The organism is Rheinheimera soli (assembly GCF_021290985.1).
GTDB classification, from domain to species: Bacteria; Pseudomonadota; Gammaproteobacteria; order Enterobacterales; family Alteromonadaceae; genus Pararheinheimera; species Pararheinheimera soli.
In genome coordinates this window covers 53,863-66,457 of the sequence record NZ_JAJOYU010000022.1, presented here as the reverse complement: position 1 = coordinate 66,457, position 12,595 = coordinate 53,863, and the positions used below count along the sequence as shown (strand labels likewise).

The following is a 12,595-nucleotide window of genomic DNA, read 5'->3' as shown; positions in this document are numbered from 1 at the left end:
CGCTGTCCTGCAAAATGCCTGTTCAGGCCAGCGTTGCTGCGCTCCGCTGTTAACAATCGCTCCCGGCGATTGTTTTACATTTTGCTGTCCTGCAAAATGCCTGTTCAGGCCAGCGTCGCTGCGCTCCGCTGTTAACAATCGCTCCCGGCGATTGTTTTACATTTTGCTGTCCTGCAAAATGCCTGTTCAGGCCAGCGTCGCTGCGCTCCGCTGTTAACAATAGTTCCCGACCATTGTTTTACATTTTGCTGTCCTGCAAAATGCCTGCTCAGGCCAGCGTCGCTGCGCTCCGCTGTTAACAATGGTTCCCGACCATTGTTTTACATTTTGTGCGACTCAAAAGCAGTTTTTGGCTATTCGGCTGATGGCGCTGCCTGTCAGTAACATTTTATGCTACAAAGAACCTCATCATTTACCCTCTGTCTGAGTGAGCAGGCTTTATATAAGGAAGATAGTCAGGTGAAAGCAACGTATTGGATAGTGTTTGTTGGCACTGTGGGGGTGCTGGTGGGATGTTCGTCAACCGATCACAGACGTTCAACAGCTCCTGCGATTTTTACAGCTTGTGTGCATCCGGATCAGAGTAAGCAATTCAGCTATCGCAAAGGGCGTCCTATGCAAATGGAGCAGAAAGTGATGATGCAGCGTATAGCGGAAGAGCAACAAAGGCAAAGACGCCCGGGCCGTCCTTCTAATGCCAACCGTTATGATAAAGAACTGGGGGAAGGTCCTTTGTATGATGAACTGGCTGAATTAATGGAAACAAAACAGTTTTGTAAAGAAGGTTACTTTGAGCTCGACAGTCATTTTGAACATGGTTACGAGCGAATTATTGGTGAATGTAATGACAGCGCCACTGATCAGGAAATGAAAACGCTGGCTCTATGTGGCCCTGCGGATAGGTTATAGCGGAGGCCTTGCGTCAGGAACACTTTTGAAAAGAGCGGCTAACAGCGGGAAAGCCGACACTGTCCAACCAGTCAAAGGCTTCATTTGGCCGGGTGAATATTTTTTTCTGGTTAGTGTAGTCAGCTGAGTTGATAAATTTATCCAGTTGATGCTCTTTCAGTAGGTTTGAATGAAACACATAAGCTGTATAGTGCAGTTGATGCAAAACACACCATCTCATTAGCTCTTTCATGACGTTCTCAAAATCCGGTGTGCCCAACTGCCACTGATCTAAATAAACTATTCTGGCCCATGGCTGGCCATTCATTGACTGAACCAGCTGTTTGAGCTGAACTGTGTAATCCAGCGCTGTGTCCATACTCCAGGCGCCGTAAATTTCGGCCAGTACCAACTGATTTTCCTGCCAAAGTTTAAAGTGTCCGTGATAGCTCATGCTCTGTTCCTGATCCGTCTTCAGATGTGCACTAAGGCAGATAACTATGGTACAGCCTTTGTGTTCTCACAAGGCAAAGGGCAGTCGCAAGTGGCAGAAATACACAGAACTAAGATAAGCTGCTATGAATGCTAGTGAATTATCTGTTTAGTATGGGATCCGTATGCAGCTTTCTGATGTGGTTATTCTTAGCGGTGCACGCACTGCTATTGGCAGTTTTGCCGGTGGGTTGTCTTCGTTAAGCCCCGCAGAGTTGGGGACTGTGGCATCTAAAGCTGCCATCAATCGCAGTGGTGTGGCTGCAGAGCAAATCGACCATGCGGTTTTTGGCCATATTATTACCACAGCAACAGCAGATGCTTATTTAGCTCGTCATATAGCGCTGAACTCGGGGTTGTCTGTGACCAGTGCTGCCTTTAACGTCAACAGATTATGTGGCTCTGCCTTGCAAGCCGTGATTTCTGCAGCCCAGTTAATTCAACTAGGGCAAAGCCAGATTGCTTTGGCAGGTGGCGCTGAAAGTATGAGTAATGGCGCTTATTTGTTACCAGCAGTGCGCAGAGGTTTACGCCTTGGTCCTGGAGCAGTGACAGATTTAACCTTAGGGATTTTGTCCGACCCTTTTGGTACTGGTCATATGGGTCTGACCGCTGAAACTATAGCGACTCAATACGGTTTTAACCGCAGTGAGCTGGATGCTTATGCCTGCGAAAGTCAGCGCCGTGCGGCTTATGCGCAGCAGCAAGGTTACTTCGATGAACAAATTGCACCTGTAGTGGTTCAGTCCCGCCAGAAAGAATTGTGGGTCACACAAGATGAACATATCAGGCCAGATACTACTGAAGAGAGTTTAAGCGGCCTCAAGGCTGCATTTAAAAAAGACGGTCTGGTCACAGCTGGTAATGCCTCAGGTTTAAATGATGGTGCGGCCGCTTTGGTGTTAACCAGTGTCAGTGAAGCGAATCGTCTTGGTGTAAAAGCCGCAGCCCGATTAATTGGTTATAGTTTTGCTGGCGTGGAACCTGCGTTGATGGGGCTTGGGCCTATACCCGCAGTGCAAAAGTTATTGAGTCAGACAGGGCTTTCGCTGCAACAGATTGACGTGATTGAATCCAACGAAGCTTTTGCCTCACAGGCGATGGCGGTCAGTCAGACTTTGGGGTTTGACAGCACTAAAGTAAATCCAAATGGGGGCGCTATAGCTCTTGGGCATCCGGTTGGAGCTACAGGGGCTATTTTAGTGGTAAAAGCTTTGGCTGAATTACAAAGGACGGCAGGGCGTTATGGCTTGATCACCATGTGTATAGGGGGCGGGCAGGGCATTGCTTTATTGATTGAACGACTCTGATAAAAGAAACCCCGGTTTAGTTTTTGTCCGCAAAGGGACTAAAAGCTCTGAACCGGGGTTCCAGGGGCTCATCAGAAGTGATAGTTCAGACCAACTGCAAAGCGTGTGGTTTTAATCTTTTCATCACCAAGTCCTGAAGTTTCTACTTCAGGCGCCATATAATCAGCACTGACGATCAGAGCCAGCTTTTCTGTAAGATTATAAGTTGCCAGAGCTCCTACGAGTGGCGCTGTGCCTGAATCTAATCTGCTGTGACTGAAACCATCCATGAGTTCAGGCGCAACATAGGATAATTTTGTGTCTACATGCATCAGGCCAAAACGAGCGCCAAAAGCCCAACCAGCAATCAAAGGATCTGTCAGATACTGAGCTGTTAAGCCCAAAGCTTTGGTATCGATAAAATGCTGAGTTTCATAGTCGCCCGATTCAGTGACCAATATACCAGGGCCTGTAAATACCTTGCCAAAATCTGTATAGCTTAAATTCAGTGACCAGTTAGACGTTAACTCGTAACCCAGAGTTAAACCAACAGAGGTATCGTGATCTGAGAAACTGTCGCCTTGTTGTTTCGCCGAGCCAACATCGACAGTCAGATTTAATGCATCAGCATGGGCAGTGACCAGGGGAGATAACGTGATACATGGTAATGCAATCAGTAAAGCACTAAGACTTTTCATGAATATCCTTATTTTATTTATAAATGACTTACACAGAACTTTGAATTATGTATTTCTAAACGAATGAATATCGCAACAGGCTGACAGAGCTTAGCCTGAAGCTTTTTGTCCACCTGAGTTGGTTGCTTCTTCTGGCTCTGGTGTTTCTGCAGTTGAAGATTGTTCTGACGCTTTTTTGTTTTGTTTCCAATAGGCCTTTGCCGTTAAAGGTGACAGGATCTGGCCTGTTTGCCATACCGGAATATGGGTTTGGAAATAATACTTTTCCGATGCTTTACCTTCGCTGATAAACCAAATGGTTTGACGTGAAGCTGCGCCATTCACCACTATGGTTTTCCCAATAAAGTACTGCTCTGGTTTTTGATCCGGATACAGTGTGGCAAATTCCTCCAACATTTTTGCAGTCAGTGCCACAGTGACATTACGTCTGTCGCGGTAATCGTATTCTGTATTCAGGTAAACCACCTTACCTACCTTTGCTGCATTTTTTATCTCCAGCGAAAATAGACCTGGTACGACAGCGGGCGCTGACTGTTCAGACATGACTATGGCATCCCAGGCCGTCAAGCCCGGTTTGGCTGGAGCAGCATCTTGTTGCACTGCGCAACCCGCTAAAGCAACTATCAGCAGGGGATATAACAGAACAGCTTTCATTTCATTCATCCTTGTGTTGAACAACAGACTTTCATCGCTAAAAGCTCTGTAAAATTTAGTGTGGCTTTGTAACTTGTTTCAGCTTGAACTGACCCGGCTAAGATAACAAAAAATTTACTTTTATCAATGGTTTCTGTTGATCCTTATCAGTATTCGCCTGATTAAAACCAACTAAACTACACAGACTATTTATCTGAAACAGAGGACTTATATGCGTTGTCATTCGGCCGAACAGGCGCTTTCATTGATCCAAAATGACGAAACCATTTGGTGTCATTCGATGGCGGCAACTCCCTATGCCATGCTCAATGGTCTTGCCCGTGTCGCTTTAGATAAGCAAAACCTGACCTTACTTAGCCTGCATACAGAACACAGCGAAGCTTTGTGTTCACCGGAATTAAAAGGTCATTTGCGCCAACGGGTGTTTTTTGTTGGCAGACCCAGTCGCCCAGCGGTAAATGCCGGGCTGGCTGATTATGTACCTGCCTTTTTATCGGAAATTCCTAAGTTATTCCGCAGTGGGGAGCAAAAGCTCGATACCGCTATTATTCAGGTATCGCCGCCGGATAAACATGGGCTCTGTAGCCTTGGTATTTCAGTGGAAGCCACCAGAGCAGCTTTGCAATCGGCAAAAAAAATCATAGCGCAGATCAATCCGAATATGCCCCGTACTCATGGCGATTCTTTTGTGCATCTGAAAGATTTTGCGGCTTATGTTGAGCTCGAGAGTCCAATTCCTTTGCATTTACCAGCTGTGGTTGATCCGATCACAGCTCAGATAGGCCGTCATGTCGCCAGTTTAGTGCGCGATGGCGATTGCCTGCAAATGGGCATTGGGGCTATTCCTGATGCCACTCTGGCTTGCCTTGGCGACAGGCAACACTTAGGTATTCATACCGAAATGTTCTCTGATGGTGTTTTACCTTTGCTGGAAAAAGGCGTGTTTACCAACCGTAATAAGAAAAAACATCCGGGCAAAATAGTCACTACTTTTGCGATGGGCAGTCAGGCGTTGTATGACTTTGTGGATGACAACCCTGAAGTGGTGTTTTTAGATGTAGCTTACACCAATGACACGGCTGTGATCCGGCAGAACCCGCAGGTGATGGCAATCAACAGCGCTTTGCAGGTGGATTTATCCGGTCAGGTGTGTGCGGATTCATTGGGAACCCGTATTTATTCGGGTGTAGGCGGGCAGATGGATTTCGTGCGTGGTGCAGCTTTGTCTGAAGGCGGTCGTTCTGTCATTGCTTTACCAGCCACAGCTGCGGGCGGCACAGTGTCCCGAATCAGTTCTTTATTGGCGCCTGGCGCTGGTGTGGTCACGACCCGGGCTCATGTGCATTATGTGGTGACAGAGTTTGGAGTGGCAAACTTGCGGGCACGCAGTTTGACTGAAAGAGCCAGAGCTTTAATTGAGATAGCGGCACCGCAATTTCGTGAGCAGTTGGCTAAAGAAGCGCATCAGGATTGGGGTTTAGTCATTTAACTGAAACAGAAAAGCCCTGAACTGATATTTCAGGGCTTTGCAGTGACTTGCGGCAATGGCGTTAAAACGAGTTTTTTAAACCAATGTAGAGTCTGGTGTTGGTGACATCAGTGCTCTCGCCGTCAAAACTAATGGTGTAACGCATAGAGTCCAGACCCAGGGTCAGGTCCCATTTTTCGGTTAACGCATACTGAGCGAGCAAACCTGCGGCCAGATCAGTTCCTTTATCGGACGCTACGGCCAGACCAATATCGGGCGATGCATGCACAGTTACGTTCACATCAGCGTCCCAGCGCACCAAACCCAGACGACCACCAAAGGACCAGTGTTCAACCTGACGTTCAGTCAGGTATTGTGCAAAAAGCCCTACAGCTGAGCTATCCAAAGATAAAGTGGCGTCATACACCACATTACCGCCTACAAAAGTATCACTGATACTCAGCAAATCTGCTTCACCCGAGTCGGTATAGTTCAGTAACACTGACCAGTTTGGCGTGATCTGATAACTAACACCTGCAGAAAACGAAGCTGCATTGCCAGATTCACCATCTCCGGATTGTCGTGTTGCGCCGATATCGGCAGTAACAGCTAGGTCTGAAGCTGCGGCCAAAGCAGCAGGGGCAGAAACAAATATAGGTAACAAGAGCAGTAATTTAGCAGTGGTTTTCATCGATATTCCTTTTCGCTTAAATCCGGCGCGCACTGTAAATTTAATTAGATTATTGTGTAAATTATTATTTTTATAAGTTTGTAACTATTTGTGTCGCAGAGGCGTTTGAGCACTTGAGCACAGCAGTTGAACGAAAGCCCGATCCTTGTTATCGGGCTTTATGTTTTTGGTTTGTTAAAGTGAACAAATCAAAGTCCAGCTGCTATCTGAGCCTGGTATGGACTGAGTCCACCAGTTGGCGCGATAGACTTTATTCTGATAGGACAGATAGTCGCCTTGACTGGCATGGCTGGGCTGGCCGCTCCAGTCTTTTTGCGGCCAGTTAGGGTAGGCAAAGATCTGAGCCGCTTCTATGCCGCCACAGCCTGGTGTTGTGGTTTCTGCTGGTTTTAAATCGAGATTAACAAAATGGTTGTTATTACTCAGATAAAAGCGGTTTTGTGTAGGGTTGGGCTGCACTGTGATCAGCGCATTGTCTAACAATCCAATGCGAAGCAGGTTGCTCTGTTGGTTGTTGACTTGCTGCCCTAAATCCAATGCCCATTGTTGGTTTTGTGCATTTGCCTCTGTGATAAGCAGACTGTGTTCTGCCAACTCCAGACCTGAACTGTCAAATACCCGCAAGACCGCAGTTTCACCTGCTGAGCCTGTTTGACCTGAAGTTAAATAGGCACCTTTATCAAACCAGACCGGCTCAGGATCGGGTTCTGAGTTGCCATTCACCAGCAATAAGTCTGAACAGTTATAAAAACCTTCGCCCGCTGCGTCTTCTCGCTGCCAACGGGTATAAAGTACAGCTTTGCCCTGACGATCGGCAGGCAAGCTGATGTTCAGCAGATAATATCCTGCTTGTGCTGTGATATCCGCTTGCTGGTGAATCAACTGTAATTTATCCCAGCTTAAAAGCTCTGTGGCCGGATCATAATCGGCGCTGGATAAATACACTTGCCAGTAGCTGGGGTTATGTGGCGTTGTCGCTTTAAACTTCAGTTGCAGGCTGTTTTGTTGGCTTAGATCAATAGTGCTGTAGTGCCAATGCGCTGAAGGTGCATCCATACCGGCTTTACGTGGGTCACCGCCAGCACAAAGCAGGCCTGTGGTCAGTTTGGCTTTTACAGCGTTGATATCCTGATAGTTGGCCACATTGCTGGAGAATTCGTGGTGCTGGCTCAGAGGGTATTCGCCGGATTGCACAAAAGCGGCACGACAGGCGAGGTTGGGTATGCCAGAGCCATCAGCAGGCCACCAGTAACCGCCATCTTCTTTACAAATTTGCTGTCGGGCTTTGGGGTATTCGACATAACCATGGGCCTGGCTGTGAAAAGAACAGAGTAGGGCAAGCAGACTCAGACTTGCGGTAAAAAGTTGTGATGTTTTCATAAAGATCTCCTTAAAAAGGCGCCGGAGTCAATCCGGCGCAAACAAGCGACAGGGAAACTAAGAAGCGCTGCAGATCAAGGTCCAACTGCTGTCTGAACCAGGTACTGAGTTGGTCCACCAGTTGGCTTTGTAAATCAGGTTCTGATAACGAATGTAGTTTCCACCTGCAGCATGATTGCCTTGAGGCCAGGCCGGGTAAGTCACTACTGTGGCAGGCACGCCAGCGCAACTGCCACCGTTATTGCCGCTATCACCACCAGTGCCAGCACTGATAGTGCCTGCCGGTAATTGTGGGTAGTCTTGTTTCAGTGCAAAAGACTCTGTCCCCACTGTGACACGCCAGTTCGACGGCATAGGGATAGGCAGGTAGTAGTTGAGCGTCATCTCCAAAGTAGCACCTGCAGCTAAAGGGCTATGGCCTGGCAGGGTGAATTCTACTCTATGGAAATCATTGTCCAGACCGCCAATGTTGTTGCCTGAGCTGTTGGAGCCATCTTCAATCACAGTAGTCCCCAAACCACTTTGATCTGTGACGTTATTGCCTGTTGCTGTGGGTACATCAAAGCTGATTTTTGTGCCACCAGGTAAGGTTTGACCGCTGTTGTTCACCAGTGTCAGTTTAGGATTCAGTGGGTAGTTGGAATCACCTAATTTAAAGCCACCCAGACTGACGTTCAGATCCAGACTGCTGGCAGGTAAAGGCCGTGGATCACGCTGATTGCCGTACAAAGAAGCGGTTTTAAATTTGTTGTAGAAGATACTGGTTAAATCATCACCAAAACCATATTCGCCTGTGCTGCTGTTGTAGCTGTAATCACCGGCCAGCTCCCAGAACATCACACCGCCTATGCCTCTTTCGATAATGTAATCGGCTTTGGCGGCAATACTGGTTTCATCTTCAATCGACAGGAAGACTTTTTTGCTGTTGTTCCAAAGCCATGGCGCGACCAGCGTGCTGTCGTAATGGTGCTGATAAGTGCCAATCAGTTGATCCGCAGGCTGATTAACCGGATCCAAACCATAAATGCTGGCATAACTGCCTAAGATACCAGCCTGCAGGTTTTTGGTATGCCAAAGCGGATTCGAGCCTGCTGGCATTTCATCGCCATCTTTGCCCAAATCATGCCAGAGGTTGTCTATACCTACAGCTCCGCTGCCACATTGGTTTTGTGCTGAACCGCCCGTACCGGCCGGACATTGATTCTGGTTTGGTAGTGGTGCTTTACCCCATAAACCATTGGTTCCGCCTGTGACATTGTTCCAGCCGCGACTGTAATAAGGCACACCAATATTGATGCGGCCCGCTTGCATAGCGCCACGGAAATAGTGGTAAGCCCAGTCGGTATTTAAGTAACCAATATTTTGGTACTGCGCCGAATTGTAGTAGTTCCAGGTCGCCAGTTCGTTGTCTTGTCCATCATCAAACAGCGCTGCATTAGGCCCAACATACTGATTCCACGCGCCATGCAGGTCGTAGGTCATAATGTTGACGTAATCCAGATACTGGGTGACAGGAAAAGCTTCCATACCACGCAGCAGATAACCCGAAGAAGGGGAGGCTATGGTCAGCAGATAATGTTTGCCATCCGCAACTGAAGCCGCATCCAGTTTTTCTCTTAAGGTTTTCATCAACACCACATAAGAAGCCATTAAGCCGCCACGGCGGGCATTGGCTATGATGAAATCATCCGGGTTGCCTGAGTCTTTCATGCTGGAAGGGTACTCGTAGTCAATATCGGCGCCATCAAAACCATAAGTACGCAGGAAACTGACGACTGAGTCGGCAAAGGTATTGATGCCGTTGTAGTTAATGCTGTTGTCCGCATTGGTGGTCATGCTGTAAAAACCACCGCTGGCCACACGTTCACCTGTATCATTAAAGAAACCACCTGTTTCAGCCCAGCCACCAATGGAGATCAGGGTTTTGACATGCGGGTACTGTTTTTTGTATTTATTCAGCAGATTAAAGTGGCCTTTGTAGTTAAATTCCGGGTCCATTTCTGCACCTGTCACTCCTGGCCATTCCATACCTGTAGCCGCATTGGCGGCGCTTTGGGTGTTGCCTATGCCTACCTGATTGCTGGCATTTACATGGGCGAAGGCATAGTTGATGTGACTGATTTTACTCCACGGAATATTAGGCACTAAATAAGTGGGTTGGCCATTGGCGCCATTGCGCCAACTGGTGAAGTAACCAATGATACGGCGTTTATGATCGGCGCCCATCAGCTCACGGCCATTGCTGTCGTACACTGTGCAATAAGGTATATCCAGGTTTGGCGTGGCATACAAACCATCAGGACGACAAGCGGCATGACCACTTTGCTCATCCGTCACATTAACCAAAACCGAGACTTCGCTGCTTGCACCCAGATTGTCTGTTGCCACCACTCTGAGTTGCTGCTGCCCCGCAACTGCTGTCCAGCTGGTGGTATAAGGCGCTGCGGTTTGTTCTGCCAATAAGCTGGTGCCGAGATAAAACTGCACTTTGGCCACGGTACCATCGCTATCACTGGCTGCGGCACTGATTAAAATCGTTTCGCCTGTTCTGTACTGACTGTTATTGGCAGGAGAGGAGAGGCTGACTTGTGGCGGTTGATTGCCCGGTGCGCTGGTCACGGTAAAGGCAATAGTGCTGCTTTGAGTGCTGGCATTTTCATTATCAAAAGCCACTGCATAAAGCTGATGGTTGCCTGCAACTGCAGTCCATGGGGCCTGATAAGGGCTGCTGCTGTCTGAGCTTAACAGCTGATTATTCAGATAAAAATCGACTTTGCTGATACTGCCATCCGGATCTGTGGCATTGGCACTGAAGCTAATCACAGTACCAGTGTCAAAGCTGGTATTGGCAGCAGGGCTGGTGATACTTGCAACAGGCAATTGATTTTGGGTAACGCCATCGCAATTGCCGAGTAAGCTCCATTCCTGATAAGGGTTGGAATACAGAGCTGGATCACGGTTTTGGTTCCACCAGTTGGCCTTGTAAGCCTTGTTTTGATGTTTCACCTGATTATTGGTGACATAAGTGCCGCCTGCATCCCATGAAGCCAGCGGGGTGCAGTCTAGTGCAAGACTGCTGAAACTGCTCAGGCTCAGTAGCCCACACAGATAAAGTTTTTGTACCTGTTGCATAAAGCTATTCTCTTAGTTGTTGTGTGGCAGATAAAAAAACGGGCCATTTTTGACTGTGGCCCGTTGCTTTGAGATGGTTATTGCGCCGGATGGCCTAAACCTTCATGCATAGCGTTGAGGATATGGCCGTTGTCTGCATCCAGTTCCCAGGCAAAAATGCCGCCCAGTTGGTGCTGCAATACATAGTTGCCTTTGGCTTGCACAGAACGTTTAGTGTCGAAGCTGATTAAGGTGCCGACAGCGGAATTCCAGACATAGCTGGCTTTGGCCGTGTCGTCCCACAGCAGACTAAAGCCATTGGCTCCGGTGCCATTCACGCCACCCATATAGTCGGTTTCGATTTTTTTATAGTCTTCAATACCAGCTTCCCAGCTACCGCTGATGCCCGCACCGCCAGTGCCGGTAAATGGATTATTACCGCTGACGTTACTGACATTTTTCCAGCCGCGACCATACATAGCTGCGCCTAAGGTGATTTTGCCTGCAGGTACCTGACGTGACAGCAAATGCTGTACGGCTTCGTCTGCACTAAAACCTGGCAATGGAGAGTTTGGATTGGGGTATAAAGTAGCCTGATGGCCTAACACACCGTTCCAGGCTCCGTAATAGTCGTAGGTCATCAGGTTGATGTAGTCCATGTACGGATGAGCTGCTTCCCAGTCGACCAGTTGCAGTTTTTGTACTCCACCACTCATGGCTGCCGTGATCTCATAAGTACGGCCTGTTTCCACACTTAACGCATCCAGCGCCTGACGTAAGTCACGCATCAATAACGCAAAACCAGCACCGTCCTGAGGAGAACCAAGAGTAGGGTGGGCACCACCGCCGCCAGGGAATTCCCAGTCGATATCCACGCCATCAAAGAAGTCGTAGGTTTGGATCATATCGACAATGGACTCAACAAAAGTGGCGCGGGCCTGAGCATTCACACCTATGGTGTACAGCGGATCAGACAAGGTCCAGCCACCGACTGAAGGTAAGATTTTCAGATTTGGATGTGTTTTTTTCAACCGGTACAGCTCGGCAAAAATACCCCGTATCGGCTGATCCCAAGTGTCGCCCGGATAAGATTTTTCTAAAGCAGCAAATTTGTCATGCACCACCACTGTGTAATCCGGTTTTCCAGCGCATTGCGCCATCAAAGCGGCGTAACCTTGTGGATTGGCATCATTCAGTGAGCTATTGGGGCCACAAACCGGGATAAAACCATAAAACAGGTGCGTCAGGTTTTTGGCAGGAATATCAGCCACATGGTAATTGCGACCATAAATACCCCATTCAACAAAATAACCACCGACCATTTTTCCTGTGCTGTTGCTATGAGCGACATTGTTTTGTTTTAAGGGGTGAGGGTAGGCGCCAACATTGATATCAGTCCAGGGATCAAAACCGTCGTCACCGCCTCCGGTATCACCACCGCCTCCGGTATCACCACCGCCTGTGTCACCACCTCCGGAGCCTGTCACTGTGATCACTCGTTTATCGCTGGCGGTACAGGTTTTTTCGGCCCCTTGCTGATTGCACAGTTGCACAACAAACTCATAACTGCCTGCACTGGTGACCAGCGAACTGGTGCTGCCACTTTGTGCATTCTGACCATTTGGCGTTAGGGTGGAGTTGTAAACTACTGTTCCATTGCGGGTTAGGCTCCACTCGTTGCCGTTGGTACCCCACCACATATCCCATTGCACTGGGATGCTAAACTGGCCATTGACCAGACTGACATTGCTTTCCTGCCATGCGATCTGAGGCTTGCCAGGAGCTGCTGGTGCTGCACTCAACTGCGTGCAACATAACAGGCTGGATAATGCTAATAAAAAAACAGGATGATGTAAGCGGGTCGGCAAAATTTTACGGCGCGATCTCTGATCCGCCTGAGTGAAAGATGTTGTTAACATGAAAT

The 12,595-nt window shown here is 48.2% G+C and carries 10 protein-coding genes; 3 read left to right on the top strand and 7 right to left on the bottom strand.

Annotated elements, in window-relative coordinates; all coding sequences use genetic code 11:
• Window positions 1-459 precede the first annotated feature (459 nt).
• Entirely contained in the window at window positions 460-909 is a 450-nt protein-coding gene (locus LSG37_RS15010; RefSeq protein WP_233080664.1) for a hypothetical protein, read from the top strand.
• A gap of 13 nt (window positions 910-922) precedes the next feature.
• Here LSG37_RS15010 and LSG37_RS15005 read toward each other — a convergent pair whose 3' ends face one another.
• On the bottom strand, window positions 923-1,342 hold the full coding sequence (locus LSG37_RS15005) for a hypothetical protein (protein WP_233080663.1): 420 nt from the start codon (window positions 1,340-1,342) through the stop codon (window positions 923-925).
• 163 nt (window positions 1,343-1,505) lie between these two features.
• Between LSG37_RS15005 and bktB the strand changes: the two genes are divergently transcribed.
• Window positions 1,506-2,690 (top strand): beta-ketothiolase BktB, encoded by a 1,185-nt coding sequence (gene bktB, locus LSG37_RS15000; RefSeq protein ID WP_233080662.1) that lies wholly within the window; start codon window positions 1,506-1,508, stop codon window positions 2,688-2,690.
• A gap of 71 nt (window positions 2,691-2,761) precedes the next feature.
• Here bktB and LSG37_RS14995 read toward each other — a convergent pair whose 3' ends face one another.
• Both LSG37_RS14995 and LSG37_RS14990 read right to left on the bottom strand, forming a co-directional pair.
• Window positions 2,762-3,367 (bottom strand): outer membrane beta-barrel protein, encoded by a 606-nt coding sequence (locus LSG37_RS14995; protein WP_233080661.1) that lies wholly within the window; start codon window positions 3,365-3,367, stop codon window positions 2,762-2,764.
• Between the two features lie 90 nt (window positions 3,368-3,457).
• Window positions 3,458-4,021, bottom strand: a complete 564-nt coding sequence (locus LSG37_RS14990; protein ID WP_233080660.1) for a hypothetical protein — start codon at window positions 4,019-4,021, stop codon at window positions 3,458-3,460.
• Window positions 4,022-4,232: 211 nt separating this feature from the next.
• Here LSG37_RS14990 and LSG37_RS14985 point away from each other — a divergent pair, with 211 nt between their 5' ends.
• Complete coding sequence (locus LSG37_RS14985; RefSeq protein ID WP_233080659.1) at window positions 4,233-5,510, top strand: acetyl-CoA hydrolase/transferase family protein; 1,278 nt, start codon at window positions 4,233-4,235, stop codon at window positions 5,508-5,510.
• A gap of 61 nt (window positions 5,511-5,571) precedes the next feature.
• On the opposite strand, the gene LSG37_RS14980 is transcribed toward LSG37_RS14985, so the two are convergent.
• From LSG37_RS14980 to LSG37_RS14965, 4 genes are all read right to left on the bottom strand, one after another.
• Window positions 5,572-6,180 carry an outer membrane beta-barrel protein gene (locus LSG37_RS14980; RefSeq protein ID WP_233080658.1) on the bottom strand — a complete coding sequence of 203 codons (609 nt, stop codon included), beginning with the start codon at window positions 6,178-6,180 and terminating at the stop codon, window positions 5,572-5,574.
• A gap of 174 nt (window positions 6,181-6,354) precedes the next feature.
• Window positions 6,355-7,560, bottom strand: coding sequence for a lytic polysaccharide monooxygenase (locus LSG37_RS14975; protein WP_233080657.1), 1,206 nt, complete (start codon window positions 7,558-7,560; stop codon window positions 6,355-6,357).
• Window positions 7,561-7,617: 57 nt separating this feature from the next.
• Window positions 7,618-10,692: a chitinase C-terminal domain-containing protein gene (locus LSG37_RS14970; RefSeq protein ID WP_233080656.1), complete on the bottom strand. Its 3,075-nt coding sequence runs from the start codon at window positions 10,690-10,692 to the stop codon at window positions 7,618-7,620.
• Between the two features lie 77 nt (window positions 10,693-10,769).
• Entirely contained in the window at window positions 10,770-12,590 is a 1,821-nt protein-coding gene (locus tag LSG37_RS14965) for a glycosyl hydrolase family 18 protein (protein ID WP_233080655.1), read from the bottom strand.
• Between the last annotated feature and the right edge of the window lie 5 nt (window positions 12,591-12,595).

Excerpts from the sequence above, each read along its gene's own strand:
- LSG37_RS15005 (WP_233080663.1), bottom strand. The coding sequence starts at position 1,342 with ATGAGCTATCACGGACACTTTAAACTTTGGCAGGAAAATCAGTTGGTA.
- LSG37_RS14985 (WP_233080659.1), top strand. The coding sequence starts at position 4,233 with ATGCGTTGTCATTCGGCCGAACAGGCGCTTTCATTGATCCAAAATGAC.
- LSG37_RS14980 (WP_233080658.1), bottom strand. The coding sequence starts at position 6,180 with ATGAAAACCACTGCTAAATTACTGCTCTTGTTACCTATATTTGTTTCT.
- LSG37_RS14975 (WP_233080657.1), bottom strand. The coding sequence starts at position 7,560 with ATGAAAACATCACAACTTTTTACCGCAAGTCTGAGTCTGCTTGCCCTA.
- LSG37_RS14990 (WP_233080660.1), bottom strand. The coding sequence starts at position 4,021 with ATGAAAGCTGTTCTGTTATATCCCCTGCTGATAGTTGCTTTAGCGGGT.
- LSG37_RS14965 (WP_233080655.1), bottom strand. The coding sequence starts at position 12,590 with ATGTTAACAACATCTTTCACTCAGGCGGATCAGAGATCGCGCCGTAAA.
- bktB (WP_233080662.1), top strand. The coding sequence starts at position 1,506 with ATGCAGCTTTCTGATGTGGTTATTCTTAGCGGTGCACGCACTGCTATT.
- LSG37_RS14970 (WP_233080656.1), bottom strand. The coding sequence starts at position 10,692 with ATGCAACAGGTACAAAAACTTTATCTGTGTGGGCTACTGAGCCTGAGC.
- LSG37_RS14995 (WP_233080661.1), bottom strand. The coding sequence starts at position 3,367 with ATGAAAAGTCTTAGTGCTTTACTGATTGCATTACCATGTATCACGTTA.